Source organism: Microbacterium sp. 22195 (assembly GCF_052056515.1).
GTDB lineage: Bacteria > Actinomycetota > Actinomycetes > Actinomycetales > Microbacteriaceae > Microbacterium.
In genome coordinates this window covers 294,517-320,780 of record NZ_JBQEPE010000002.1, presented here as the reverse complement: position 1 = coordinate 320,780, position 26,264 = coordinate 294,517, and the positions used below count along the sequence as shown (strand labels likewise).

Genomic DNA, 26,264 nt, shown 5'->3' with positions numbered 1-26,264 from the left:
GCCCACGCACCGGCGTCGCTGATCTGCGCGACGAGACTGCTCCAGACGCCACTCTTTTCGAGGATTCTGTCCTGTTTTCGCCGGATTGTGCAGATTCTTCGGATGCTTCCCCGCACGCCCGGTGTTTCTGCGATTCTCTTCTACGCTCTGCTGTCACCCACACACCAGGAGAATCAATGAAGATCGGCGTACCCACCGAAGTCAAGAACAACGAGAATCGCGTCGCGCTCACCCCTGCCGGCGCCGACCGACTCGTGCACGAAGGCCACCGCGTCCTCGTGCAGTCCGGCGCCGGCCTCGGATCGCGCATCACCGACGACGCCTATGTGGCCGCAGGCGCGGAGATCGTCGCTTCGGCCGAGGAGGCGTGGGGCGAGGCGGATCTGCTCCTGAAGGTCAAGGAGCCGATCGCTCAGGAGTACGGTTTCCTGCGTCCCGACCTGACACTCTTCACCTACCTTCACCTCGCCGCCGACCGGGCCCTGACCGGCGCGCTCGTCGACGCGGGCACCACGGCCGTCGCCTACGAGACCGTGCAGCTGCCGGATCGCAGCCTGCCGCTGCTCGTGCCGATGAGCGAGATCGCCGGTCGCCTCTCGGTGACCGTCGGCTCGTACTCGCTGATGCGCTCCAACGGCGGCCGGGGAACCCTGCTCGGCGGCATCGCCGGCACTCCGCGGGCCAAGACCGTGGTGATCGGCGGCGGGGTGGCTGGCGAGCACGCGGCCGCGAACGCGCTGGGCCTGGGCTCGAAGGTCACCGTGTTCGACATCTCGCTCCCCCGCCTGCGGGAGCTCGAGCACCGCTACGGCGGCGCGCTCGAGACCCGGGCATCCAGCCGCTACGACATCGCCGAGGAGCTCGCCACGGCCGATCTGGTGATCGGATCAGTGCTGATCCCCGGCGCCGCGGCGCCCAAGCTCGTCACCGACGAGATGGTGGCGGGCATGAAGCCGGGCTCGGTGCTGGTGGACATCGCGATCGATCAGGGCGGATGCTTCGAGGGCTCGCGCCCCACCACACACGACGACCCCACCTTCGCCGTGCACGACTCGATCTACTACTGCGTGGCGAACATGCCCGGCGCCGTGCCGGAGACCGCCACTCGCGCGCTCACCAACGCCACACTGCCGTATGTGTCGGCGATCGCCGGCAAGGGCTGGGACCGCGCTGCGTCCGAGGATGCCGCCCTCGCGAAGGGCCTCAACGTCAAGAGCGGCCGGATCACACTCTCGGCAGTCGCCGAGGCGCACGGTCTCGCCGCATGATCGTTCTGGGCGCGGGTCAGGATTCCGTTCTCCTGACCCGCGCCCGCGTACGATGGATGCCGTGACCGAACGCGCACCACTCTCCCGCAAGCTGTCCGCCATCGCCGAGTCCGCCACCCTGAAGGTGGATGCCAAGGCCAAGGCCCTCAAGGCTGAGGGCAAGCCCGTCATCTCCTACGCGGCCGGCGAGCCCGATTTCGCCACCCCGCAGTTCATCGTGGACGCTGCGGCCGAGGCCCTCGCCGATCCGGCGAACTACCGCTACACCCCCGCCCCCGGTCTTCCGGCGCTGCGCGAGGCGATCGCCGCGAAGACGCTGCGCGACTCGGGGCTGGAGGTCTCCCCCAGCCAGATCATCGTCACGAACGGCGGCAAGCAGTCGGTCTACCAGGCCTTCCAGACCGTGGTGAACCCGGGCGATGAGGTGCTGCTGCCGGCCCCGTACTGGACCACCTACCCCGAGGCCATCCGCCTGGCCGACGGCACCCCGGTCGAGGTCTTCGCCGGCGCCGATCAGGACTACAAGGTCACGGTCGCTCAGCTCGAGGCCGCACGCACCGAGCGCACCACGGTGCTCGTGTTCGTCTCGCCGTCCAACCCGACCGGCTCGGTCTACTCCGCCGAGGAGACGAAGGCCATCGCCGAGTGGGCCCTCGAGCACGGGATCTGGATCATCTCCGACGAGATCTATCAGAACCTCACCTACGACGGCGTGAAGGCCACCTCGGTGGTGCAGGCGCTGCCCGAGATCGCGAACCAGACGATCCTCGTCAACGGCGTGGCCAAGACCTACGCGATGACGGGCTGGCGCGTGGGCTGGATGGTCGGACCCGCGGATGCCATCAAGATCGCGGGCAACCTGCAGTCGCACCTGTCCAGCAACGTGAACAACGTCGCGCAGCGCGGCGCGATCGCCGCCCTGAACGGACCGCAGGACGAGGCCGAGCAGATGCGCCAGGCCTTCGACCGCCGTCGCCGCCTGATCGTCTCCGAGCTGTCGAAGATCGAGGGTCTCGTCGTCCCGACCCCCACGGGCGCCTTCTACGTGTACCCCGACGTGCAGGGCCTGCTGAACCGCACGTGGACCCGCCGCGACGGCAGCACCGTGACGCCCACCACCTCGCTCGAGCTCGCGGACTTCATCCTCGACGAGGCCGAGGTCGCGGTCGTGCCAGGTGAGGCGTTCGGCCCCTCCGGCTACATCCGCATGTCCTACGCGCTGGGCGACGACCAGCTTCTGGAGGGCGTGCAGCGCCTGCAGAAGCTGTTCGCGTCCTGAGCCGCTGCGATCCTCCCGGCGCCCCTGGCATGGACATCCGTGCCGGGGGCGCCGTCTTCAGCCCTGGTGCCCGATCAGCCAGCGCACCCCGTGCCTGTCGACCAGCGTGCCGTCGGAATCACCCCAGGGGCGCTTCTGCAGCGGGTCAATGACCTCCCCGCCCGCAGCGAGCGCGTCGAACCACCCGGCGAGCGTGTCCGGGTCCGCCGTGCCGAGCAGCGAGAGGAACATGCCGCTCATCGCCACCGCGTCCTCGCCGGTCGCGGCATCCGCTCCCGCCAGCTCGACCGGGCCGTTCACCAGCATCCCGTGCGCGATCGCGTCCTCGGGACCGTCGGTGCGCCCGGCCTGCGCGTAGGTGAACATCTGCAGTTCGCCGCCGAAGATCGCGGCGTACTGCTGCAGCGCCTCGGCTGCGTCTCCGGGGAACAGCAGGTAGGGGATCAATCCGCTCATCCGGCGAGCCTACGCAGGATGGGTCGCGATCACCAGACCTACAGCTCCACCCCCACGAGCACAGGCTCCGGCTGCAGCAGCAGGCCGAACTCGGAGTGCACACGGCTCTGGATGAAGCGGGCCAGCTCGCTGAGCTCCGCCGCGTTCGCCCCGCCGCGATTGGTCAGTGCGAGGGCGTGCTTGGTCGAGACGGATGCCCGTGACCGAGGGAGCTTGAACGCCTTGCCGATGCCGGAGTGCTCGATCAGCCAGGCGGAGCTGACCTTGACGAGGCCCTCCGGGCGGTCGGCGCGCGGCGTGAGCCCGTAGTAGTTCTCCAGCGGGATCACGGTCATGGTGTCGAGGTCGGGCTCGACCGGCCAGCGCGGGCACTCCGGCGGCAGGGTGCGGGCGACGTGCTCGGGCACGATCGCGTTCTGGAAGAACGACCCGGCGCTGTGGGTGTCGGGATCGTCCTCGTCAAGCAGCATCCCCTTCGCCGCGCGCGTGGCGAGGATGCGGGTGCGCACCCAGTCCAGCGGCACCGGGTCGAAGCCCTCCAGGCCCAGGGCACGGCGCAGCTGTTCGCCGCGGATCACCCGCCCGGCGTCGCCCGTGACGGCGAGGTCGAGCGTGACCGACGTGATCACCGCTCGTCGCTGCGGGACGCCGCCGTAGTGGTGCTTGAGCACCGAGGTGCGGAAACCCAGGCCCAGATCGGCGGCCGGCACGACGACCGGCGCGTTCGCGCCCTCGTCGATCAGCTCCACCTCGACGAGCGTCTCCTGGATCTCCTGACCGTAGGCGCCGACGTTCTGCACGGGTGCGGCGCCGACGGTCCCGGGGATGCCGCTCATCGCCTCGATGCCCGCATAGCCGCGCGCGACGGCATAGGCGACCAGGTCGTCCCAGCCGTGCCCGGCCTGCGCGCGCAGCCGGATGCGACCCTCGTGCGGAGACGGGAGCTCCTCGATGCCGGAGGTCAGGATGCGGATCACCGCGCCCTCGAAGGGCTCGTCGCCCACGAACAGGTTCGACCCGCCGCCCAGCACGAACCACTCGTCGCCGGTAGCCCACGCCTCGTGCAGCGCGTCGACGAGCTCGGCGGTGGAGGCGGCATCCAGCATCCGCTCGGGAGCGGCGCCGGTGCGAAGCGTGGTCAGCTGCCGCAGCGGGATCGGGGTGACCTCGAGCGACGCCATGTCAGAGCGCGACCCGCAGCTGCGCCTTGACGAGCACGGTCGTCTCGGCCGCCTTCACGGTCAGGTCGATGCGCGCCGAGGTCTCGTCCACGGTGCCGACCTTCGCGAGCACGTGCACGTCGGCGCCGTTCTCGGGGTCGACGACGACGGGCTTCGTGAAGCGCACGCCGTAGTCGATCAGCCGCGCATCGGCGGGGAGAGCGGCGACGACGACCGAGGAGGCCAGGCCCATGGTCAGCATCCCGTGCGCCAGCACGCCGGGCAGGCCGACGGCCGCTGCGACGTCGTCGCGGTAGTGGATCGGGTTGAAGTCGCCGGACGCCCCGGCATAGCGCACCAGCGACTCGCGCGTCAGATGCACGGTGCGCTCGGCAATGACGTCGCCCACGGTGAACCCGGCCATCAGGCGTCCTCTCCCTCGGAGTCCGAGCCGACCAGCAGCACGCTCGTCGCGGTCACGACGTGCTCGCCGGCCGCATCGGTGATGGTCGCGTCACTCGTGATCATCGCGTTGCCGCCGAGTGCGCGGATGCCGGTGACCGACAGCTGCGCGGTGAGCTCGTCGCCCGCGACGATCGGGCGCGAGTAGGTGAAGCGCTGCTCGGCGTGGATGGTGCGGGCCAGCACGATCCCGGAGTCGGGCTCGGCGAGCAGCTGCTGCAGCGTGAGGTCCTGGATCACCATCGCGAAGGTGGGCGGAGCCACGACGTCCGCGTAGCCGGCCACCTGCGCGGCTGCGACGTCGGTGTGCTGCGGAGCGTCGGCGAAGACCGCGCGCGCGAACTCGCGCACCTTCTCGCGGCCGACGAGGTAGGGGGCCGTCGGCGGGAACTCCCGGCCGACCAGATCGTTGTTCACGGGCACCCCTCGATCCTATCCGGGGCCGCTGGGCGCCGTCGTCTGCCCGCCACCGTGGGAATTCTCCTGTGCGAACACGAGCGGACCCCTTGACCATCAGCCAGCTCATTGATTAAATGCGATTGTTTCTGCCATTGAACGATCAGAATCAGTCACTCAGAGGAGACGATGAAGTTGAACTCACCATCCTGCCGCCCGCGCTTGCGTGCGCTCGGCCTCGCCATCGCCCTGGGGGTGTCCGGCATCGGGATCGCCGGCACTGCATCGGCGGCATCGGCCGCATCGATCGCCCAGACGGCGGTGAAGGCGTCGTCCGCCCCCACCCCGATCACTCCCCGGCCCGCCTCGCCCGAGGTCCCCGTCGACTCCACCGGCACCTCGATCGGCTCGATCACGGACGTGCAGCGCGATGGAGCGTCGGTCACCCTCACCGCCGAGCACGGCGCCATGCGCGTGACCTTCCTCGAGGACGGCACCTTCCGGCTCGAGGCCGACCCGAGCGGATCCTTCACCGATCCCGCGAACACCCCGCAGGGCGACGCGGCGCGCACCGCCGACATCGTGGTGGGCGCGAAGACGTTCGGCGGCGCGGATGTCGCGGTCGCCGAGGGCGACGTGATCCGCATCGCGTCGAAGACCGTCGCGGTCTCGGTCGACCGCGCCACAGGTATGGTCGCAGCCACCCGCGCCGACGGCTCGACGATCTTCGCGGAGACCGCCGCCATCACCTTCGGCAAGAACTCCGCCACGCAGCACCTGAAGAGTCAGGACGGCGAGCAGATCCTCGGCGGCGGCATGCAGAACGGCCGCTCGATCCACACCGGATCGGTCATCAACATCGCCAACAACTTCGACTGGGACGACGACGGCTACCCGAACGCGGTGCCGTACTACATGTCCTCCCAGGGCTACGGCGTGCTGCGCAACACCTTCGCGAAGGGCACCTACGACTTCGCCCAGCACACCACCACGCACCAGGAGCGCCGGTTCGACGCGTACTACTTCGTGGGCGACTACGAGCAGTCCCTCGAGTCGTACACGCAGCTCACCGGCCGGCCGATGATGCCGCCCGTGTACGCGCTGGAGTACGGCGACGCGGACTGCTACAACCGCTCCAGCCCCACCTATTCGGGCACCAGGACGCCGTCGAAGCTGCGCACCCCGCAGGCGCTCGACGTCGCCAAGGGCTTCGTCGAGAACGACATGCCGGCCGGCTGGATGCTGGTCAACGACGGCTACGGCTGCGAGTACCAGGAGCTGCCCGAGACCATCGACGCCATCCAGGAGCAGACCGATCTGAAGACCGGCCTGTGGACCCAGCGCTCGCTGGACAAGCAGGAGTACGAGGTCGGCGAAGCCGGCGTGCGGCTGCGCAAGCTCGACGTCGCGTGGGTGGGCAGCGGCTACCGTCTCGCCCTAACCGGCTGCGAGGCCGCGCACGACGGCATCGAGAAGTACTCGGATGCCCGCGGCACCGCGCTCATGGTCGAGGGCTGGGCCGGTGCCCAGCGCTGCGGCATGCAGTGGACGGGCGACCACTCCGGCAACCTCGACGCCGTGCGCTGGCAGATCTCCGCGCTGACCGGTGCGGGGAACTCGGGCCTCGCGTTCTCCACGGGCGACGTGGACGGCATCTTCGGCGGTTCGCCGGAGAGCTATGTGCGCGATCTGCAGTGGAAGGCGTTCGCCCCGGCGCTCTACTCGATGAGCGGCTGGGCCTCGGTCGACAAGCGGCCGTGGCTGTACGGCGACGAGGCGACGAAGATCAACCGCAGCTACCTGCAGCTGCGCCAGCGTCTGATGCCGTACATCTACACGCTGGCCGCCGAGTCCCACCGCTCGGGGCTGCCCATGATGCGCTCGCTGGCACTGGAGTACCCGAAGGACCCCGGCTCGTACAGCGTCGAGGCGAACAACGAGTTCCTGCTCGGCAGCGACTACCTGGTCGCCCCGGTCTTCACGAAGACCGACGTGCGCAACGGCATCTACCTGCCGGCCGGATCCCAGTGGGTGGACTTCTGGACCGGAGCCGTGCACGAGGGCGGACAGGTGCTGAACGGCCACCCCGCTCCACTGGACAGACTGCCGATCTTCGTGCGCGCCGGCGCGGTGGTGCCCCAGGGCATCACCGCCCGCAACGCGTCGCTGGTTCCGGCGGACTCCCCCGTGACGCTGTCGCTGTTCCCGCAGGGCGAGAGCTCGTTCTCGCTCTACGAGGACGACCAGGTCACCCGCGCCTACGCGGACGGCGCCTCCAGCACCCAGAAGTTCACCGTGGATGCTCCGGCTGCCGGCAAGAAGGGCTCGGTCGTGATCGGAATCGGCAAGCGCGCCGGCTCTTACGACGGCAAGGCCGACGCCCGGCCGTACGTGATCGAGGCGCACACCGGCTCCGCTCCTGCGAACGTGTCGATCGACGGCAAGGGCCTGAAGCAGGCCGCTTCCCGCGAAGCGCTGGATGCCGCCGCATCGGGCTGGTTCTTCGACGCGGAGGACGCCGGCGGCGTCATCCGCGTGAAGGTTCCCGCCGTCGCCTCCTCCGCATCGGCCGAGGTCGTGCTCGCGGCGACCAGCGCCGTCGGCGGACGGGACGCCGATCTCACCGCGGCATCCGTCTCGGTGACTCTCGACGACCGCGTGTTCCAGGGCGACACCACCACGGTGGAGGCGACCTTCCGCAACACCGGCACCAAGAAGAAGGAGAACGTCACTCTCTCCCCGCAGATCCCCGAGGGCTGGTCTCTGGTCTCCGCGAAGGGCGACAAGGCCTCCGTGGTCGAGCCCGGCGCCTCGGTGACCGCCACCTTCAGCGCGAAGGTCACGGATGCTGCCGCCGCCGACCTGCAGACCGTGAAGGTGGTCGCCGACTACACGGCGCAGAAGACCGCGCAGCAGGCGTCAGGGGCGAACCAGATCTACGTCGCCTACGGATCGCTGGCCGGCGCGTACAACGCCGACGCCGTGACCACCATCGACACGGCGAAGGCCGGGGACTTCGACGGCGGCGGCGCCACGTTCTCGGCCGAGGCGCTGGCGCGGGCCGGCGTCACCCCCGGATCGACGGTCACCGTCGGCACCGGCGACGCGGCGATCGCATACACGTGGCCGAACCCGTCCGGCGCGAAGGACTCGGTCTCCCCGGCCGGACAGACCGTCGCGCTGACAGGGAAGGGCACGCACCTCGCGGTGCTGGCCTCCGCGGCATCCGGCGGTGGCGTCAACCCCGCGCTCGAGCTGCACTACGCCGACGGCACGGTCTCGAAGCAGAACGTGTTCTTCCCGAACTGGCTGCCGCAGGCATCCGGTCTGGGCGGCGCCGGCGTGGCGATCACGAGCCTCGGGCGCAACAGCGCGACCAATCCGAACGTGTACGAGTACCCCACCGGCAGGTACCAGGTGTACTCGAACCTCGTGCGGCTGAACCCGGCGAAGGAGCTCGCGTACGTCGTTCTGCCCACCGAGAGCCGGCTGAAGATCTTCGACTGGAAGGTCGTCGACCAGCCGATGCCGCCGGCGCCCTCGGGCACGGTCTACGCGTCGGATCTGAACTGGATCAGCGCGACCAACGGCTGGGGCGTGATCGGCAGGGACGTCGCCAACAAGGACTCGGCGACCTCGCCCGATCTTCCGCTGGCGATCAACTACGTCGATCCGGCGACCGGGTCGAGCCCGACCTACGGAAAGGGCCTCGGCGTGCACGCCGCATCGAAGGTGACATACTACCTCGGCGGCAGGTGCTCCAGCTTCACGGCATCCGTCGGTCTCGAGAAGGGCTTCGCCGGCAACGTCATCTTCACGGTCGACACCGATGGGACCAACCGCTACCAGTCCCGCACGTTCACGCCGGGCTTCGCTCCGGAGGAGGTGAACGTCGACCTCACGGGGGTGCAGTACATCGACCTCAACGTGACCGCTCCCGGCAGCATCAACGGTGCGCACGGAGTGTGGGGAGACGCCCTGTTCCACTGTTGATCGTTCCACTGCTGATCCGTCGGATGCGGGCGGCGTCTCCTTCGGGAGGCGCCGCCTGCTCCGTGTCGGACACGCGCCCTGCGGCGAGCGCCGCGGACTCAGCGGATCCTCAGCGGCTGCGGATCGCCTTGATGCTCATCTGCACGGCGATCGCGACGAGATACGCGGCGAACAGGATGTTGCCCGCCGCCGGGTCGATCAGGGTCGCCACCCACGCGCCGAGAGCGGTCGTGGTGCAGGCCGCGACGCCGATGACCAGAGCGCCCGCCACGTCGACGTTGCGATGACGCAGGTTGCCGACGGTGCCGGACACCGCAGTCGGGATCATCATCAGCAACGACGTGCCCTTGGCGACCAGATCGCTTGTGCCGAACACCACCATCAGGACGGGGACGACGACCACGCCTCCGCCGACGCCGATCAGGCCGGCGATGACGCCGGTCAGGATGCCGACCAGCACTAGCCCGGCGCCGTTCAGCCAGGTCAGGTGGAACACCGAGTCGCGGGACGGGATCACCAGGAAGAGGCTCACCAGCACCACGAGCAGGAAGGCGACGAAGCCCCAGCGCAGCGCGCGCTGCGAGACCCTCGGCATCAGCCGCGATCCGATCTGCGCGCCCACCACGGCCCCCGCAGCGAGGATGAGCGCCGGGATCCAGGCGACCGATCCCGAGAGCGCGTACGAGATGACGCCGACGCTCGCCGTCGGCACGATCGCGGTCAGCGAGGTGCCGGCCGCGAGCCTCTGGTCGAAGCCCAGCAGCAGCACGAGCAGCGGCACGATCACCGTGCCCCCGCCGACGCCGAACAGGCCGGAGAGGAGGCCGGCGATGAGGCCGATCGCCACGAAGCCGACGTACGCTCGAGGCCCCCGGGTGATGGCCTGTTCGTCGCGCACGATGAACAGACTATCCCGGGAGCCCCGTCGGCCCTGCGGCGCGGGTCGCCGCTCAGACCTCCTGGTCGGCCTTGATCGGCACCGCGATCGACTCGGTCAGGTGCTGCTCGTAGCGCGTCTGCCTGCGGCGCAGCCAGAGCGCACCGAGGATCAGCACCACCAGCACGCCGTACGCGATCGCCGCGAACGGGCTCGTGATCAGCGTCATCGGGTCGCCCTGGCTCAGCTGCAGCGCCTTGCGCAGCTCGCCTTCGCCCATCGGGCCGAGGATCATGCCGACCACCAGCGGCGCCACCGGGATGCCGTAGCGCCGCATGAAGTAGCCGAGCACGCCGATGATCAGCAGGATGATGATGTCGGTGATGTTGAACTTGATCGCGTAGGCGCCGAAGGCGGCGAACATCAGGATGCCGGCGTACAGGTACGGCCGCGGGATCTGCAGCAGCTTGACCCACATGCCCACCAGCGGCAGGTTCAGCACGATCAGGATGACGTTGCCGAGATACAGGCTCGCCACCAGCGCCCACACCAGCGCCGGCTGGTTGGCGAACAGCAGTGGGCCCGGCTGGATGCCGTAGGACTGGAACGCGAACAGGATGATCGCGGCGGTCGCCGTGGTCGGCAGGCCCAGCGTCAGCAGGGGCACGAGCACGCCGGCGGCCGCGGCGTTATTCGCCGCCTCCGGACCCGCCACGCCCTCGATCGCTCCGCGGCCGAACTGCTCCTTGTGCTTGGAGAGCTTCTGCTCGGCCGCGTAGGAGAGGAAGGTCGCGACGTCTGCGCCGCCCGCGGGGATCGTGCCGATCGGGAACCCGATCGCCGTGCCGCGCAGCCACGGCTTCCAGGACCGGCGCCAGTCCTCCTTGGTCATCCAGTTGCGCCAGCCCTTCGTGACCGGGATGACGTCGACCCCGCCGTGCCTCATCCGCGAGGCGACGTACAGGGTCTCCCCGACGGCGAACAGGCCCACGGCGACCAGCACCACGCTGATCCCCTGGTTCAGCTCCGGGATGCCGAGCGTGTAGCGCTGCTGTCCGGAGAGGGCGTCGGTGCCGACCAGTCCGATGAACAGGCCGATCGCGAGCGACAGCACGCCGCGCGGCACGGACTTGCCCATCAGCGCGCCGACCGTGACGAACGCGACCACGATCAGCGCCAGCTTGTCGGGGTTGCCGAGCGACACGGCGAAGTCGGCGAGGATCGGCGCGAGGAGCGTCAGCCCGACGGTCGCGATGGTGCCAGCGATGAACGAGCCGATGGCCGCCGTCGCCAGCGCGGCGGCGCCACGTCCGAGCTTGGCCATCTTGTTGCCCTCGATGGCCGTGACTATCGAGGCGGATTCACCCGGCGTGTTCAGCAGGATGCTCGTGGTCGATCCGCCGTACATGCCGCCGTAGTAGATGCCGGCGAAGGTGATGATCGCCGCGGTGGCGTCGAGCGTGTAGGTGAGCGGCAGCAGCAGCGCCACGGTCATGGCCGGGCCGATGCCGGGGAGCACGCCGACGGCCGTGCCGATGAAGACTCCGATGAACGCCCACATCAGGTATTCGGGCTGCAGCGCCGTGGCGAAGCCCTCCAGGAGCAGACTCCAGCTGTCCATCAGAACATCCCTCCCAGCCAGCCGAACGCAGGACCCCAGGGCAGCGAGAGCCCGAGGAACCCGCCGAACACGACCTGCACGACGAGTGCGACGACCAGTCCGATGACGAAGCCCAGCCACCAGCGCTTGGCGCCGAGGGCCCAGGCGACGATGCCGAACAGGACGGCTGCGGCGGGCGCCCAGCCGATGAGCTCGATGAGCAGCAGATGCACGACGATCGCTCCGACGATCTTCGCGAGCGTCACCCAGTCGGTGCTGGCATCCGGATCGATGTCCTCGCCCTCCTCGACCTCCGCGTGCTCACCGCGCAGCACGCCGATGAGCACGGCGGCCGCAGAGCCGATGAGAAGGATCGACACGGCGATCGGGAAGACGGTGGGCCCCACCTGGATGCCGACGGGGACGTGGATGCTGAAGGCGCCGACCAGGGCGAGGATGCCGAGGGCGAGCATGAGCAGGGCGAAGACGAGTTCTCCGATGGGAACCCGTGGGGCGGGCCGAGTCTCCTCGGCCCGCCCGTTCGCCCCGGTGATCGGGGCGGACATGTCAGATCAGCCCGATGTTCTTGAGGGTGCCGGTGACGTCGGTGATGTTCTGCTTCACGAACGCGTCCAGGTCGGAGCCGGTGAGGAAGGCGTCCGCCCATCCCTTGGTCTCCAGCTCCTTCTTCCACGCCTCGGAGTCGTGCATCTCGGTGACGATGCGCTCGAGCTCGGCGCGGTCGGCGTCGGAGATGCCACCCGGTGCGATCACGCCGCGCCAGTTGGTGAGCACCACGTCGTAGCCGGCGTCGGTGATGGTGGGAACGTCGGGCAGCTGCTCGACGGGCTTCTCGCTGGACACGGCGAGCGCACGCATCTTGCCCGCCTCGATGTGCTGCTGGAACTCGCCGACGCCGGAGATGCCCGCGGCGACCTTGCCGCCCAGGATCAGCGAGACGGCCTCACCACCACCCGCGTTGGGCGTGTAGTTCAGCTTGGCGGGGATGTCGGCGCTCTTCACCCCGGCAGCGTCCAGCAGGAGCCCGGCGAGGATGTGGTCGGCGCCACCGGCGGAGCCGCCGGTGACGGTGATGGCCTGGCCCTTGTCGACGATGTCCTCGACCAGGCTCTTCAGGTCCTTGTACTTGGAGTCCGCCGGAACGACGACCACGAGGGGCTCGTCGGTGAGGCGGGCGATCGGGGTGGTGTCCTCCAGGCGCACCTTGGATGCGTTGGTCTCGATCGCGCCGACCATGACCAGGCCGTTGACCATCAGGGTCGCGGGGTCCTTCTCGGTGGCCAGCTGCGCGAGGCCGATCGTGCCACCTGCGCCGCCGACGTTGGTCACCGGCGCGGTCTTCACGATCTTGTCCTCGGTGAGCACCTTGGCCATCGTGCGACCGGTCTGGTCCCAGCCGCCGCCCGGGTCGGCGGGGACGACGATCGAGACGCTCGAGAAACTGGACTTGGCGTCCTTTCCGCCGGCATCCGTCTTGTCGCCTCCGCCGTTCTGCGCCGAGCATCCGGCGAGTGCCAGGGCTGCGATGGCAGCGATCGCGACGATCGCGTGACGGGACTTCTTCAGGCGCTGATTCTTCATGCGCTCCTCCTTGAGCGGTGTAGGGAATGACGCAACGCTATGCATCGCGGCCGCGCCGCCATCGCTTCGGAAACCATTGGTCGCGTTTCGAAAGTATTGGTCGTGGATGCCGGCCGGAGGCGGTTCCGGGCGTGCGCATGTGCGGGGAGAATGGATCCGTGGCCTCGAGGATGAAGCACGCATCGAAGAGGATGCGCGAACGCAGGATGACCCTGCGTGTGCAGCTGATCCTGCTGCAGGCCCTGATCGTGGCAGTCGTCACGCTCATCGCGGGGGTGACGGCGGGCATCATCCAGGCGCACACCGTGCGCGACGCGTACGAGGACCGGATGCTCGCAGTGGCGCAGTCCATCGCCTCCATGCCGCTCATCCGCGCCGCCTTCGACGACGAGGACCCGTCGGCGACCATCCAGCCGCTCGCCGAGGCCATCCGGCGCGCCTCGGACCTCACGTACGTGGTCGTGGCGAACGCCGACGGCATCCGCTATTCGCATCCGAACGAGGCGCTCATCGGCCAGAGGGTCTCCACGGATCCGTCCGTGCCGCTGTCCGGGAAGATCTACATGGGCACGCAGACCGGCACGCTGGGGCCGTCGTGGCGGGTCAAGGTGCCGATCTTCTCGGACGACTCGAAGGTCATCGGGACGGTCTCGGTGGGCATCCTGGAGTCCCAGGGCGACGGCGAGTTCGCGGTCTACCTGTTCTGGATCATCGGCGCCATGCTCGGCGCGGTGATCCTCGGGGTGTTCGGCTCCGCCTGGGTGACGGCGGTGATCCGCCGCCGCATCCATCTGCTGGAACCCCATCAGATCACGGCGCTCGTGCGCAATCAGGAGACCACGCTGCACGGCCTCAGCGAGGGCGTGATCACGGTCGACGCGGACGGGGTCGTGACCCTGGCGAACGACGCCGCCGCCCGCCTGCTCGGAACGGACGCAGAGACGCTGACCGGCTCCCCCGCCGCCGACGTGCTCGGCGACGAGCTCATGGCCGTGCTGCACGACGGCGAGGATGCCGGACGGCCGGTCATCGTGGGCAGCAGCGTGCTCGTGGCGCGCAGCACCGGAGCGCGCGTCGACGACGCCGCCGTGGAGGCCACCCTGCTGCTGCGCGACCACACCGAGCTGCACGACGTGGTGCGCCGGGTGGAGGCGGCGGACGCCATCATCGCGTTCCGGCAGCGCGCGAGCCTGCCCAAGGGGCTGAGCGCGGAGACGCTCGAGCGGGTGTCCGCCGCGCTCGCGCAGCATCCGGACGCCTCCGCCGCCGAGCTCGGCGAGGTGCTGTCGATCTCGCGCGTGAGCGCGCGACGCTACCTGGAGCACCTGGCCAGCACGGGGCGCGCGCTGCGCTCCCTGGACTACTCCACCAAGGGCAGACCGGGAACGCGCTACCGTGCGAACGAGCCGGTCGGAATCCTTGGGACTGTGTCTCAGATTGTGCGAGACTGACTCCCATAACGGGGCGGTGTGCCTGACGCCGCACGTCGATCAAAGGGGATCCCATGTTCCGCAGCACCTACCCTGACGTCGAGATCCCCGCGATCTCGATCTACGACTACCTCTTCGGAGACCTGGACGAGGCCACGCTCGACCGCGTCGCCATCGTCGACGGGCCCAGCGGTGCCGAGACGACCTATCGTCAGCTCATCGGCCAGATCGACCTCTTCGCGGGTGCGCTTGCGGCCCGCGGCGCCGGCGTCGGCACCAAGGTGGCCGTGCTCTGCCCCAACGTCCCGGCGTTCGCGACGGTGTTCCACGGCATCCTGCGGGCGGGCGCGACGGCCACCACGCTGAACTCGCTGTACACCGCCGACGAGATCGAGAACCAGCTCCGGGATGCCGAGGCGGAGTGGCTCGTGACGGTGTCGCCGCTGCTCGCCGGCGCGAAGGAGGCGGCGGCGCGCGTCGGCTTCGCCGACGACCACGTCATCGTGCTCGACGGGGCGGAGGGACACCCGAGCCTGCGCGATCTGCTGGGCGAGGGGCATGCCGCACCCGACGTGTCGTTCGATCCGGCCACGCACCTCGCGGTCCTCCCCTACTCGTCCGGCACCACCGGGCGCCCGAAGGGCGTGATGCTCACCCACCGGAACCTGGTCGCCAACGTGGCGCAGTGCCAGCCGCCGGTGATCAGCGTCGACTCGTCCGACCGGCTGCTGGCGGTGCTGCCGTTCTTCCACATCTACGGCATGACGGTGCTGCTCAACTTCGCACTGCGTCAGCGCGCGGGCCTGGTCACCATGCCGAAGTTCGACCTGCCGGAGTTCCTGCGCATCATCGCCGAGCACCGCACCACCTGGGTGTTCGTGGCACCCCCGATCGCGGTCGCCCTGGCCAAGCATCCGATCGTCGACCAGTACGACCTGTCGTCGGTCAAGGTGATCTTCTCCGGCGCGGCGCCCCTGGACGGCGCGCTCGCGTCGGCGGTGTCCGACCGGCTGCACTGCCGTGTGGTGCAGGGGTACGGCATGACCGAGACCAGCCCGGCGGTGAACATCGTGCCCGCCGGCCGCACCGACATCGATCCCTCCTCGATCGGTCCGCTGGTCCCGAACACCGAGGCCCGGCTCGTCGACCCGGACACGGGTGCGGACGTCGAGCCGCCGGCATCCGGCGCGAGCGCCCCCGGTGAGCTGTGGGTGCGCGGCCCGCAGGTGATGGCGGGCTACCTGAACCGTCCGGACGCCACGGCCGAGATGCTGGATGCCGATGGCTGGCTGCACACCGGCGACATCGCCACCGTGACCGCCGACGGGATCTTCCGCATCGTCGACAGGCTCAAGGAGCTCATCAAGTACAAGGGCTATCAGGTCGCACCGGCCGTGCTCGAAGCGGTGCTGCTGGAGCATCCGCAGATCGCGGATGCCGCGGTGATCGGCGCGAACGATGCCGACGGCCAGGAGGTGCCGAAGGCGTACGTCGTGCGTCAGGCTGACGCCGACCTGTCCGCCGAGGACGTGATGGAGTTCGTCGCGGCGCACGTCGCCCCGCACGAGAAGGTGCGGATGGTGGAGTTCATCGACGTCATCCCGAAGTCCAGCTCCGGCAAGATCCTGCGCAAGGACCTGCGAGCCCGGGCCTGAACGGCCCGGTCCTGGGGCGCTGAGCACGTCGAAGCGTCCCAGGACCGGGCATCCGGACGCGAAAGAGCCCGCCACCTCGGAAGGTGACGGGCTCTTTCAGCGTGCGTTGCGGCTTACTTGCCGGCCTCGACGAAGCCTGCGGCCTCGGCGGCCTCAGCGGTGCGGAACCACACCTCTGCGACGGTCGCGTCGTACCACTGGCCACCGGGCTGGTGGAACTTCATGGAGTCCTTGTTGCCCTTGATGTCGAAGCCCTCGGGAGCCGAGCCGTCCTCGAGAGGAGCGGCGGAGTCCTCGCCGAAGCCGCCGTCGACGAGAGCGGCCGGAGCGGCGGTCTCCTCAGCGGGAGCCTCCTCGACCTTCTCGGCCTTCGGGGCGGCCTTGGCGGCCGGCTTCGCAGCGGCCTTCTTCTTCGGGGTGACGGGCTCGAGGACGAGCTCGATCACGGCCATGGGCGCGTTGTCGCCCTTGCGGTTGCCGACCTTGGTGATGCGGGTGTAGCCGCCCTCACGCTCGGCGACGAGCGGCGCGATCTCGTTGAAGAGGATGTGCGCGGCGTCCTTGTTGGAACGCAGCACGGTCAGCGCGCGACGGCGGGCGTGCAGGTCGCCGCGCTTGCCGAGCGTGATGAGGCGCTCAGCCAGCGGACGCAGGCGCTTCGCCTTGGTCTCGGTCGTCTTGATCGACTTGTGGGTGAAGAGCGCTGCCGCGAGGTTCGCGAGAAGAAGGCGCTCGTGTGCGGGGCCGCCTCCGAGGCGGGGACCCTTGGTGGGCTTGGGCATAATCGTCTAACTCCTGGTCGGAAAGAGGTCGGGTATCAGAAGGACTCGTCTTCGTTGCCGCTGTAGAAGTGGGCGCCGTCGAAACCGGGCACCGAATCCTTCAGCGACAGACCGAGCGAGACGAGCTTGTCGCGCACCTCGTCGACCGACTTCTGACCGAAATTGCGGATGTTCATCAGCTGCGTCTCGGAAAGGGCGACCAGCTCCGAAACGGTGTTGATGCCCTCGCGCTTGAGGCAGTTGTACGAGCGCACCGACAGATCGAGGTCCTCGATCGGCATGGAGAGCTCGCTGGAGAGGACAGCCTCGACCGGCGCGGGGCCGATCTCGATGCCCTCGGCCTCGACGTTCAGCTCGCGGGCGAGACCGAACAGCTCGGTGAGGGTCTTGGCTGCCGAAGCGACGGCGTCGCGGGGGCTGATCGCCGACTTCGTCTCGACGTCGAGGACGAGCTTGTCGAAGTCGGTGCGCTCACCGGCACGCGTGGCGTCGACGCGGTACGCGACCTTCAGGACCGGCGAGTAGATCGAGTCGACCGGGATCTGACCGGCCTCGGCGTACTCGTTGCGGTTCTGCGAGGCGGACACGTAGCCGCGGCCGCGCTCGATGGTGAGCTCGAGCTCGAAGCGAGCGGTGTCGTTGAGCGTCGCGATGACCAGGTCGGGGTTGTGCACCTCGACACCCGCCGGAGCGGAGATGTCGGCCGCGGTGACCTCGCCGGCGCCCGTCTTGCGCAGGTACGCGGTGATGGGCTCGTCGCGCTCGCTGGAGACGACCAGCTGCTTGATGTTGAGGATGATCTCGGTGACGTCCTCCTTCACACCGGGGATCGTGCTGAACTCGTGCAGCACGCCGTCGATGCGAATGGTGGTGACCGATGCGCCGGGGATCGACGAGAGCAGGCTGCGGCGCAGCGCGTTGCCGATCGTGTATCCGAAACCGGGCTCCAGCGGCTCGATGACGAACCGGCTGCGGTTCTCGGAGATCTTTTCCTCGGTGAGAGTGGGACGCTGTGCGATGAGCACTATGTGTTCCTTTCGATCACATGCCCGCTATATGACATGTGTTTTGGTGAGGTCTTGAGTTATGGAAATCTGCGGGCGACTGTGCCCTGCGGGGCCCGGAAGGGCCCCAGCAGGGCAGCAGTCATGCGAGATCAGACGCGGCGACGCTTCGGCGGACGGCAGCCGTTGTGCGCCTGCGGGGTGACGTCCTGGATGGACCCCACCTCGAGGCCGGCGGCCTGCAGCGAGCGGATCGCGGTCTCGCGGCCCGAACCCGGACCCTTCACGAAGACGTCGACCTTCTTGACGCCGTGCTCCGCAGCCTGGCGGGCAGCGGACTCGGCTGCCATGCCTGCGGCGTACGGGGTCGACTTGCGGGAGCCCTTGAAGCCCACGCCACCCGACGAGGCCCAGCTGATGACAGCGCCGGACGGGTCGGTGATCGAGACGATGGTGTTGTTGAACGTCGACTTGATGTGGGCCTGGCCCAGCGCGATGTTCTTCTTCTCCTTGCGGCGCGGCTTGCGCGCGGCGGCCTTGGGTGCAGCCATGAAAGTGTTCTCCTAATCCCTGGCCGCCGCTTAGCGGGCCTTCTTCTTGCCGGCGACGGTGCGCTTCGGGCCCTTGCGGGTACGGGCGTTGGTCTTGGTGCGCTGACCGCGGACCGGGAGGCCACGACGGTGGCGGAGGCCCTCGTAGGAGCCGATCTCGACCTTGCGGCGGATGTCTGCGGCGACCTCGCGGCGCAGGTCACCCTCCACCTTGTAGTTGCCTTCGATGTGGTCGCGGAGGGCCACGAGCTGGTCGTCGGTGAGGTCCTTGACGCGGATCGACTCGTCGATCTCGGTCGCCTTGAGGATCTCGACGGAGCGGGTACGGCCGATGCCGTAGATGTAGGTGAGGGCGATCACCACGCGCTTGTCGCGCGGGATGTCAACGCCGGCAAGACGTGCCATGCGGTTCTCCTGGAGTGTTGTGGAGGTGTGGAGCAGCATCCGTTCCCGGGCCTCCGTCCCGGGGTGTCCGCCTCCGTCGCCCCGCAGGGGCGAGCCGAGGCATCCGATGCTGCCTGTTGTTCGATATTGAGTTGTTCAGCTGCCGGGCCGGATGCCGGGGCATCCGATCCGACCCCTGCTCAGCCCTGGCGCTGCTTGTGGCGCGGGTTGCTCTTGCAGATCACCATGACGCGACCGTGACGACGGATCACGCGGCAGTGGTCGCAGATGGGCTTGACGCTGGGGTTGACCTTCATGATGTTTCCTGTTCGCTGTCTTCACCGTGCGGGCGCGAGCGCCCGGGGTGTTACTTCTCGACCGATCAGCGGTAGCGGTAGACGATGCGGCCGCGGGTCAGGTCGTAGGGCGAGAGCTCCACGACCACGCGGTCCTCGGGGATGATGCGGATGTAGTTCTGCCGCATCTTTCCGGAGATCGTCGCCAGAACCTTGTGTCCGTTGGTGAGCTCAACGCGGAACATCGCGTTGGGCAGAGCCTCGGATACAACGCCCTCGATCTCGATGACACCGTCTTTCTTAGCCATAGCCTCGCTGACGCTTCTGCAGATCGGTCGATCTGCGGTGGATGGGTGATGGTTGGTGGGCCTCATCCGGACACGCCGGAACAAGGCGCAAGGCACCAAGGATCAATACTAGCCGACACGCCCGCCTCCGGCAAATGCGGGGACGGGCGTGCGGGATGTGCAGATCAGGCGTCGGTCACTTGATGGTCTTGATCCAGGCGTCGACCTTCGTGAACATCTCCTGCAGCGACTGCCCCTCGACGGTCTTGCCATCGAGCTCGATCGTGGGTGTCCCCTGGATGTTGTGAGCCTGGGCCTGTGCGACGCCGTACTTGAGGTACTTGCCGTCCGCGATGATCGCGCCGGCCTTGTCGGCGCCCACCTGCTTGGCGTATGCCGTGAGCTGCTCGTCAGTCAGGCCGGTCGAGTTCTCCTTGGGCTGGTTCGCGTACAGGAGCTTGATGAACTCGAGAGTCTTGTCCGGGGCGGTCTCGGCGACCGCGTAGACGGCTGCCGCGGCGCGCGATGAGTAGTTCGTGCCGGCGGAGAACCGGTCCAGGATCGCGATCGGGTGCACGTTCAGCGTGATCTTGTCCTCGCCGGCAAGAGTCGTCAGCTGCTCGGAGAAGGTCTGCTCGAAGGCGTTGCAGGCGGGGCACATCAGATCGATGTAGGTGTCGATGACCTTGTCGCCCTTGCCGAACGTGATCGCGCCGGTGTCGGAGTTGATGATCGCCCCCTTGGGCGCGGGCCCGGCATCCGTCGCACGGTTGTTCATCCACACCACGACCGCGCCGAGTGCGATCAGCACGACGACGACAGCGGCTGAGATGCCGATGACGAACCAGTTGGGCTTGCTCTGTGCCTGGGCCATGACAGTCCGATCTTTCTGCAGAGAAGTTGACACCCTATTGTGCCGTGCCCACGCTATGCCTCCCCTGTGATGGAGGTCAGGGAACGGCCGCGCCGCGCCCGGAGGCGGCGCTACGGGATCGGGACGGGGGTGACGCCGAACGGAGCGAGGCCTGCGGCGCCGCCGTCGGGCGCCGTCAGCACCCAGATGCCGCTCTCGTGCCTGGCGACGCTGTGCTCCCAGTGCGAGCCGTCGGAGCCGTCGATCGTGGACACGGTCCAGTCGTCGTCCTCGACGAACGTCTCCTCGCCGCCGGCGGTGACCATCGGCTCGATGGCCAGCACGAGACCCGGACGGATCTCGGCGCCGGCGTCGGGCGTGCGGTAGTTGAACACGCTCGGGGACTCGTGCATCTTGCGTCCGATGCCGTGGCCCACGTACTCGCGCAGGATGCCGTAGGTCTCCCCCGACACCGCAGAAGGACCCTGGGCCTCGATATACTCCTGGATGGCTGCGCCGATCTCACCGATGTGCGAGGCGGATGCCATGGCAGCGATGCCGGCCCACATGGATCCCTCGGTGACACGGGAGAGCTCCTCCCGACGCTCGACGAGCTCCGGCCGACCGGGATCGGGCACCACGAACGTCACGGCGCTGTCGCCGTTCCACCCCTGGTACTGCGCGCCGCAGTCGACGGAGACGATGTCGCCGGGCTGCAGCACCAGCTCACCGGGGATGCCGTGCACGACCTGCTCGTTGACCGAGATGCAGGTCGTGTGCCGGTAGCCCCGCACCAGCTTGAAGTTCGACTCCGCGCCGCGGTCGGCGATCAGACGGTCGGCGACCGCATCCAGCTCGGCCGTGCTGACGCCGGCGCGCACCAGCGGGCGCACGGCCTCCAGTGCGGCGGCCGTGATCAGGCCGGGCTCGACCATCGAGCGCAGCTGCGCCGGGGTCTTGTAAATCGACTTGCGGAACATCGTCATGCGGACGCGGCTCAGACGAGCTGGCCGATGCCGCGGGCGCTGAGCGCCGCGGAGATCCGCGCGGTGATCTCGTCGAGCGAGCCCACGCCGTCGATGCGATCGACGATGCCGCGCTGCTCGTACACCGAGATGATCGGAGCCGTCTCATGCTCGTAGATGTCCAGGCGGTGCGCGATCGCCTCGTCGGTGTCATCCGAGCGGCCCTGCTCCACCGCACGCAGGCGCAGGCGGGTGAGGCTCTCCTCGCGCGGGACGTCGAGCAGGATGACGGCGGCGAGTGCAGCATCCGACTCCGCCAGGAACGCGTCCAGGTGAGCCACCTGCGTCGTGTTGCGCGGGTATCCGTCGAGCAGGAACCCGTCGGCCGCATCCTCCTGCGACAGGCGGTCGCGCACGATCTCGCTGGTCAGCTCGTCGGGGACCAGGTCGCCGGCCTCGAGGATCGCGGTGACCTGCTGCCCGAGCTCCGTGCCGGCCTTGATGTTGGCGCGGAAGATGTCGCCCGTGGACACCACCGGGATGTTCAGCGCCTCGGCGACGCGGACGCCCTGCGTGCCCTTGCCCGAGCCCTGCGGGCCGACGATCAGGAGTCGTGCGGATGTCGTCATCGGAGGAGCCCTTCGTAATGGCGCTGCTGCAGCTGCGCGTCGATCTGCTTCACGGTCTCCAGTCCGACACCGACGATGATCAGGATCGACGCGCCGCCGAACGGGAAGTTCTGGTTCGCCTGCACGGTGGCCAGCGCGATGAGCGGGATCAGCGCGACGATGCCGAGGTACAGGGAGCCGGGGAACGTGATGCGGGTGATCACGTAGTCCAGGTACTCCGCCGTGGGACGACCGGCGCGGATGCCGGGGATGAATCCGCCGTACTTCTTCATGTTGTCCGCGACCTCGACCGGGTTGAAGGTGATGGCCACGTAGAAGTAGGTGAAGGCGATGATCAGCAGGAAGTAGATGAGCATGTACAGCGGCTGATCGCCCGATACGAGGTACGTCATGATCCAGGTCACCCACGCGGCCGGCTCGCTGCCGTCGGTCGGGGTGTTGAACTGCGCGATCAGCATCGGCAGGTACAGCAGCGACGAGGCGAAGATGATCGGGATCACACCCGCCATGTTCACCTTGATCGGGATGTAGGTGTTCGTGCCGCCGTAGGTGCGGCGGCCCACCATCCGCTTGGCGTACTGCACCGGGACGCGACGCTGCGACTGCTCGACGAACACCACCAGCGTCATCACGACCAGGCCGACCACGAGGACGAGCAGGAAGGTCTCGAAGCCCTTGGCCTCGGCGATGGCCCACATCGAGCTCGGGAAGGTCGCGGCGATCGAGGTGAAGATCAGCACGGACATGCCGTTGCCGATGCCCTTCTCGGTGACCAGCTCGGCCATCCACATGATCAGGCCGGTGCCTGCGGTCAGGGCGATGATGATGAGCATCTGCGCCCACCACACGTCGTTCGTGAGCAGCTTCTGGCAGGCTGCGTCTCCGGCCTGGCCGAAGAGCTGCCCGCTGCGGGTCACGGTGACCAGGGTCGCGGACTGCAGCAGTGCGAGTGCGATCGTGAGGTACCGGGTGTACTGGGTGAGCTTGGTCTGGCCCGCCTGGCCCTCCTGGTGGAGGGTCTCGAAGTGCGGGATGACCACGCGCAGCAGCTGCACGATGATCGTCGCGGTGATGTACGGCATGACGCCCAGCGCGAAGATCGAGAGCTTCAGCAGCGCGCCGCCGGAGAAGAGGTTGACCAGCCCGAGGAGTCCCTCGGTGCCGGCGCTGGCGGCGAGGCACTGCTCGACGTTCGGGAAGTGAACGAACGGAGCCGGCACATTCGAGCCCATGCGGTACAGGGCGATGATGCCGATGGTGAAAAGGATCTTCGCACGCAGATCGGGCGTGCGGAAGATTCGCGCGATGGCGCTAAACAAGGGCGTTCCTCCTGAAGGGATTGCCGAACGTCGAAGGACGGCCGAAAGTCCAGGGTAACGCACAGGAGGGGCCGGAGAATCTCCGACCCCTCCCAGCGTTCACAGCTGAATGCTCAGTTGACCGAACCGCCGGCGGCGACGATCTTCTGCTCGGCGCTGCCGGACACCTTGTCGACCGACACGGTGAGCTTGACCGAGATGTCGCCGTCGCCGAGGACCTTGACCTTCTCGTTCTTGCGCACGGCGCCCTTGGCGACCAGGTCGCTGACGGTGACGTCGCCACCCTTCGGGTACAGCTCCGCGAGCTTGGCCAGGTTCACGACCTGGTACTCGACGCGGAACGGGTTCTTGAACCCGCGCAGCTTCGGGGTGCGCATGTGCAGCGGCATCTGCCCACCCTCGAAGCCGACCCGCACGGTGTTGCGGGCCTTGGTGCCCTTGGTGCCGCGACCGGCGGTCTTGCCCTTGGAGCCCTCACCGCGACCCACACGGGTCTTCGGGGTGTTGGCGCCGGGGACCGGACGCAGGTGGTGGACCTTCAGGACGGCGGGACGCGAGACCTCGGCCTCGGCGTCCTTCTTGGCCGGTGCCTTCTTGGCAGCGGCCTTGGCCGGAGCGGCCTTGGCAGCAGCCGGCTTGGCGGCGGCCTTCTTCGGAGCGGCCTTGGGCGCCTTCTCCTCGACGGCTTCGTTCTTCTCAGCCATTAGTCGATCTCCTCAACCTTGACGAGGTGAGCGACGGCGCGGACGTAACCGCGGGTCTGGGCGTCGTCGGGACGGACGACAGAGTCGCCGATCCGCTTGAGACCCAGCGAACGCAGCGTGTCGCGCTGGTTCTGCTTCTCGCTCACCTTGGACTTGATCTGCGTGACCTTGAGGCGCTCGGCCATCAGGCACCTACCTTCTGCGCGGCGGCGGCGGCAGCAGCGGCCTTCGCCTCGTTGCGGATGATGATCTGCGGCACGACGGCGTCGTACTCGAGACCACGGCGAGCCACGACGGCACGGGGCTCCTCGAGCGACTGCAGAGCCTCGACGGTCGCGTGCACGATGTTGATCGTGTTCGACGAACCGAGGGACTTCGACAGGACGTCGTGGATACCGGCGCACTCGAGCACGGCGCGGACCGGACCACCGGCGATGACACCGGTACCGGCAGCGGCCGGACGCAGCAGCACCACACCGGCAGCGGCCTCACCCTGCACGGGGTGCGGGATGGTCGAGCCGACGCGCGGGACGCGGAAGAAGTTGCGCTTGGCCTCTTCGACACCCTTCGAGATCGCCAGGGGGACCTCGCGGGCCTTGCCGTAGCCGACGCCCACCAGACCGTTGCCGTCACCGACGACCACGAGAGCGGTGAAGCTGAAGCGACGACCACCCTTCACGACCTTCGAGACGCGGTTGATGGTGACGACGCGCTCCAGGAACTGGTTGTCGCCACGGTCGCGCGAGTTGCGGTCGCGGCTCTGACCGCGGTCGCGGCCTCCACGACGGCCGTCGCGCTGCTCGCGCTGCGGCTCGCTCTGGGCCTGGCCCTCGGCAGCAGGCTGCTCGGTGGTCACTTCGTTCTCCTTGTTGTCACTCACAGTGCCAGCCCCCCTTCACGGGCGCCATCGGCGATGGCCGCGACACGACCGGCGTAGCGGTTGCCGCCGCGGTCGAACACAGCCTCGGTGAAGCCGGCTGCCTTGGCGCGCTCGGCGAGCAGCTCGCCCACCTTGCGGGCCTTGGCGGTCTTGTCACCGTCGAAGGAGCGCAGGTCGGTCTCGAGCGTGGAAGCGGATGCCACGGTGTGGCCCTTGCTGTCGTCGACGAGCTGCACGAACACGTGGCGCGCGGAGCGGTTGACGACCAGACGCGGGCGGACGTCGGTGCCGACGATCTTCTTGCGAAGACGCAGGTGACGACGCGCGCGGGCGGCGGACTTGGACTTGACAGCCATGGTTACTTACCAGCCTTTCCGGCCTTGCGACGCACGACCTCGCCGGCGTAACGCACGCCCTTGCCCTTGTACGGCTCGGGCTTGCGGATCTTGCGGATGTTCGCAGCTGCCTCGCCGACAGCCTGCTTGCTGATCCCGCTGACGGTCAGCTTGTTCGTGCCCTCGACCGTCAGGGTGATGCCGGCGGGCGGGTCGATCAGGACCGGGTGCGAGAAGCCGAGGGCGAACTCGACCGAGTTGCCCTTCTGCTGCACGCGGTAACCGGTGCCGACGACCTCGAGGCCCTTGGTGTAGCCCTGGGTCACGCCGATGATGTCGTTGCTGATGAGCGTGCGGGTCAGGCCGTGAAGCGACCGGGACGCGCGCTCGTCGTCGGGGCGGGTGACCAGAACCTGGTTCTCCTGCACCTCGACCTGGATGGGAGAGGCGACCGTGAGGGTGAGCTCACCCTTGGGGCCCTTCACCGCGACCTCACGGCCGTCGACCGAAACGGTCACGCCCGCGGGGATCTCGATGGGAAGTCGTCCGATACGAGACATGTCAGATCACCACACGTAGGCGAGAACTTCTCCGCCCACGCCCTTCTGCTCTGCCTGACGGTCCGTGAGGAGACCGGAGGAGGTGGACAGGATGGCAACACCCAGGCCGCCGAGGACCTTGGGCAGCTCGGTCGACTTCGCGTAGACGCGGAGACCGGGCTTCGACACGCGCTTGATGCCGGCGATGGAGCGCTCACGGTTGGGACCGTACTTGAGCGACAGGGTGAGGCTGCTGCCGACGCGGGCGTCGGTCACCTCGAAGCCGGCGATGTAGCCCTCCTTCTGGAGGATCTCGGCGATGTTCGTCTTGAGCTTGCTCGACGGCATGGTCACGGAGTCGTGGTGCGCCGAGTTCGCGTTGCGCAGACGGGTCAGCATGTCTGCGACCGGGTCTGTCATTGTCATGGTGATTTCCTTCGTTCATGAGGTTCCGGCTGCCGTTACACGACAGACGGCCTGCTATGAGCACAGTGTCCGAGCGGACACACAATCTTCAATTGTACGGGACGTGGGGAGGGATGCCGTTCAGCACCCCTC

General features: G+C 68.3%; 29 protein-coding genes. 5 read left to right on the top strand and 24 right to left on the bottom strand.

All coding sequences use genetic code 11. The features are described 5' to 3' along the window. The first annotated feature begins 176 nt into the window (after window positions 1-176). Together ald and ACTJJ4_RS09605 are read left to right on the top strand one after the other, a co-directional pair. Complete coding sequence (ald, locus tag ACTJJ4_RS09610; protein ID WP_440943096.1) at window positions 177-1,268, top strand: alanine dehydrogenase; 1,092 nt, start codon at window positions 177-179, stop codon at window positions 1,266-1,268. A gap of 61 nt (window positions 1,269-1,329) precedes the next feature. Next, window positions 1,330-2,547 carry a pyridoxal phosphate-dependent aminotransferase gene (locus tag ACTJJ4_RS09605; RefSeq protein ID WP_440943095.1) on the top strand — a complete coding sequence of 406 codons (1,218 nt, stop codon included), beginning with the start codon at window positions 1,330-1,332 and terminating at the stop codon, window positions 2,545-2,547. Between the two features lie 57 nt (window positions 2,548-2,604). On the opposite strand, the gene ACTJJ4_RS09600 is transcribed toward ACTJJ4_RS09605, so the two are convergent. Genes ACTJJ4_RS09600 through ACTJJ4_RS09585 form a run of 4 tightly spaced genes read right to left on the bottom strand, consistent with a single transcriptional unit; the run spans window position 2,605 to window position 5,048 of the window. Then, complete coding sequence (locus ACTJJ4_RS09600) at window positions 2,605-3,003, bottom strand: VOC family protein (RefSeq protein ID WP_440943094.1); 399 nt, start codon at window positions 3,001-3,003, stop codon at window positions 2,605-2,607. A gap of 38 nt (window positions 3,004-3,041) precedes the next feature. Next, window positions 3,042-4,184, bottom strand: coding sequence for a UDP-N-acetylmuramate dehydrogenase (locus ACTJJ4_RS09595; RefSeq protein ID WP_440943093.1), 1,143 nt, complete (start codon window positions 4,182-4,184; stop codon window positions 3,042-3,044). 1 nt (window position 4,185) lies between these two features. After that, a complete protein-coding gene (locus ACTJJ4_RS09590) occupies window positions 4,186-4,587 on the bottom strand; it encodes a MaoC/PaaZ C-terminal domain-containing protein (RefSeq protein ID WP_440943092.1) in 402 nt (133 codons plus the stop codon). Next, on the bottom strand, window positions 4,587-5,048 hold the full coding sequence (locus ACTJJ4_RS09585; protein ID WP_440943091.1) for an FAS1-like dehydratase domain-containing protein: 462 nt from the start codon (window positions 5,046-5,048) through the stop codon (window positions 4,587-4,589). The genes ACTJJ4_RS09590 and ACTJJ4_RS09585 overlap by 1 nt, the downstream gene beginning before the upstream one ends. Before the next feature lie 162 nt (window positions 5,049-5,210). Between ACTJJ4_RS09585 and ACTJJ4_RS09580 the strand changes: the two genes are divergently transcribed. Next, entirely contained in the window at window positions 5,211-9,014 is a 3,804-nt protein-coding gene (locus ACTJJ4_RS09580) for an NPCBM/NEW2 domain-containing protein (RefSeq protein ID WP_440943090.1), read from the top strand. A 109-nt stretch (window positions 9,015-9,123) separates the two neighbouring features. Here ACTJJ4_RS09580 and ACTJJ4_RS09575 read toward each other — a convergent pair whose 3' ends face one another. Genes ACTJJ4_RS09575 through ACTJJ4_RS09560 form a run of 4 tightly spaced genes read right to left on the bottom strand, consistent with a single transcriptional unit; the run spans window position 9,124 to window position 13,093 of the window. Next, on the bottom strand, window positions 9,124-9,912 hold the full coding sequence (locus tag ACTJJ4_RS09575) for a sulfite exporter TauE/SafE family protein (RefSeq protein WP_440943089.1): 789 nt from the start codon (window positions 9,910-9,912) through the stop codon (window positions 9,124-9,126). Window positions 9,913-9,964: 52 nt separating this feature from the next. Continuing rightward, the gene (locus tag ACTJJ4_RS09570) at window positions 9,965-11,512 is read right to left on the bottom strand and encodes a tripartite tricarboxylate transporter permease (RefSeq protein WP_440943088.1); all 1,548 of its coding nucleotides are present in this window, start codon (window positions 11,510-11,512) and stop codon (window positions 9,965-9,967) included. After that, complete coding sequence (locus tag ACTJJ4_RS09565; protein ID WP_440943087.1) at window positions 11,512-12,057, bottom strand: tripartite tricarboxylate transporter TctB family protein; 546 nt, start codon at window positions 12,055-12,057, stop codon at window positions 11,512-11,514. Before ACTJJ4_RS09565 ends, ACTJJ4_RS09570 begins: the two co-directional genes overlap by 1 nt. Before the next feature lies 1 nt (window position 12,058). Continuing rightward, the gene (locus ACTJJ4_RS09560) at window positions 12,059-13,093 is read right to left on the bottom strand and encodes a Bug family tripartite tricarboxylate transporter substrate binding protein (protein WP_440943086.1); all 1,035 of its coding nucleotides are present in this window, start codon (window positions 13,091-13,093) and stop codon (window positions 12,059-12,061) included. A 206-nt stretch (window positions 13,094-13,299) separates the two neighbouring features. On the opposite strand from ACTJJ4_RS09560, the gene ACTJJ4_RS09555 reads away from it, so the two are divergent. Together ACTJJ4_RS09555 and ACTJJ4_RS09550 are read left to right on the top strand one after the other, a co-directional pair. Next, on the top strand, window positions 13,300-14,544 hold the full coding sequence (locus tag ACTJJ4_RS09555; RefSeq protein WP_440943085.1) for a PAS domain-containing protein: 1,245 nt from the start codon (window positions 13,300-13,302) through the stop codon (window positions 14,542-14,544). Window positions 14,545-14,597: 53 nt separating this feature from the next. Next, window positions 14,598-16,178 carry an AMP-binding protein gene (locus ACTJJ4_RS09550; RefSeq protein ID WP_440943084.1) on the top strand — a complete coding sequence of 527 codons (1,581 nt, stop codon included), beginning with the start codon at window positions 14,598-14,600 and terminating at the stop codon, window positions 16,176-16,178. Between the two features lie 113 nt (window positions 16,179-16,291). Here the strand turns inward: ACTJJ4_RS09550 and rplQ are convergent, their stop codons facing one another. The 16 genes from rplQ to rpsH form a co-directional block, all read right to left on the bottom strand. Next, window positions 16,292-16,960, bottom strand: a complete 669-nt coding sequence (rplQ, locus tag ACTJJ4_RS09545) for a 50S ribosomal protein L17, sunset domain variant (RefSeq protein ID WP_285637001.1) — start codon at window positions 16,958-16,960, stop codon at window positions 16,292-16,294. A gap of 35 nt (window positions 16,961-16,995) precedes the next feature. After that, window positions 16,996-17,985, bottom strand: a complete 990-nt coding sequence (locus ACTJJ4_RS09540; RefSeq protein ID WP_285637003.1) for a DNA-directed RNA polymerase subunit alpha — start codon at window positions 17,983-17,985, stop codon at window positions 16,996-16,998. Window positions 17,986-18,116: 131 nt separating this feature from the next. After that, complete coding sequence (gene rpsK, locus ACTJJ4_RS09535; RefSeq protein ID WP_071644012.1) at window positions 18,117-18,515, bottom strand: 30S ribosomal protein S11; 399 nt, start codon at window positions 18,513-18,515, stop codon at window positions 18,117-18,119. A gap of 30 nt (window positions 18,516-18,545) precedes the next feature. Then, window positions 18,546-18,920 (bottom strand): 30S ribosomal protein S13, encoded by a 375-nt coding sequence (gene rpsM, locus ACTJJ4_RS09530; protein WP_193596792.1) that lies wholly within the window; start codon window positions 18,918-18,920, stop codon window positions 18,546-18,548. 179 nt (window positions 18,921-19,099) lie between these two features. Further along, window positions 19,100-19,216, bottom strand: coding sequence for a 50S ribosomal protein L36 (gene rpmJ, locus ACTJJ4_RS09525; protein WP_071644008.1), 117 nt, complete (start codon window positions 19,214-19,216; stop codon window positions 19,100-19,102). A 65-nt stretch (window positions 19,217-19,281) separates the two neighbouring features. Then, window positions 19,282-19,503, bottom strand: a complete 222-nt coding sequence (gene infA / locus ACTJJ4_RS09520; RefSeq protein ID WP_005050493.1) for a translation initiation factor IF-1 — start codon at window positions 19,501-19,503, stop codon at window positions 19,282-19,284. A 175-nt stretch (window positions 19,504-19,678) separates the two neighbouring features. Beyond that, complete coding sequence (locus tag ACTJJ4_RS09515; protein WP_440943083.1) at window positions 19,679-20,356, bottom strand: DsbA family protein; 678 nt, start codon at window positions 20,354-20,356, stop codon at window positions 19,679-19,681. A gap of 110 nt (window positions 20,357-20,466) precedes the next feature. After that, window positions 20,467-21,315, bottom strand: coding sequence for a type I methionyl aminopeptidase (map, locus tag ACTJJ4_RS09510; RefSeq protein ID WP_440943260.1), 849 nt, complete (start codon window positions 21,313-21,315; stop codon window positions 20,467-20,469). Window positions 21,316-21,332: 17 nt separating this feature from the next. Beyond that, complete coding sequence (locus ACTJJ4_RS09505) at window positions 21,333-21,929, bottom strand: adenylate kinase (protein ID WP_292704480.1); 597 nt, start codon at window positions 21,927-21,929, stop codon at window positions 21,333-21,335. Further along, complete coding sequence (secY, locus tag ACTJJ4_RS09500; RefSeq protein WP_440943082.1) at window positions 21,926-23,248, bottom strand: preprotein translocase subunit SecY; 1,323 nt, start codon at window positions 23,246-23,248, stop codon at window positions 21,926-21,928. The genes ACTJJ4_RS09505 and secY overlap by 4 nt, the downstream gene beginning before the upstream one ends. Window positions 23,249-23,361: 113 nt before the next feature. After that, a complete protein-coding gene (gene rplO, locus ACTJJ4_RS09495; protein ID WP_285637057.1) occupies window positions 23,362-23,952 on the bottom strand; it encodes a 50S ribosomal protein L15 in 591 nt (196 codons plus the stop codon). Beyond that, window positions 23,952-24,137 (bottom strand): 50S ribosomal protein L30, encoded by a 186-nt coding sequence (rpmD, locus tag ACTJJ4_RS09490; protein WP_071640253.1) that lies wholly within the window; start codon window positions 24,135-24,137, stop codon window positions 23,952-23,954. The genes rplO and rpmD overlap by 1 nt, the downstream gene beginning before the upstream one ends. Further along, window positions 24,137-24,832, bottom strand: a complete 696-nt coding sequence (gene rpsE / locus ACTJJ4_RS09485) for a 30S ribosomal protein S5 (protein WP_440943081.1) — start codon at window positions 24,830-24,832, stop codon at window positions 24,137-24,139. Before rpsE ends, rpmD begins: the two co-directional genes overlap by 1 nt. Next, complete coding sequence (gene rplR, locus ACTJJ4_RS09480) at window positions 24,829-25,188, bottom strand: 50S ribosomal protein L18 (protein ID WP_285637062.1); 360 nt, start codon at window positions 25,186-25,188, stop codon at window positions 24,829-24,831. Before rplR ends, rpsE begins: the two co-directional genes overlap by 4 nt. A 2-nt stretch (window positions 25,189-25,190) precedes the next feature. Continuing rightward, the gene (gene rplF / locus ACTJJ4_RS09475) at window positions 25,191-25,727 is read right to left on the bottom strand and encodes a 50S ribosomal protein L6 (RefSeq protein WP_285637064.1); all 537 of its coding nucleotides are present in this window, start codon (window positions 25,725-25,727) and stop codon (window positions 25,191-25,193) included. 6 nt (window positions 25,728-25,733) lie between these two features. Next, entirely contained in the window at window positions 25,734-26,132 is a 399-nt protein-coding gene (gene rpsH, locus ACTJJ4_RS09470) for a 30S ribosomal protein S8 (protein ID WP_285637066.1), read from the bottom strand. Window positions 26,133-26,264 lie beyond the last annotated feature (132 nt).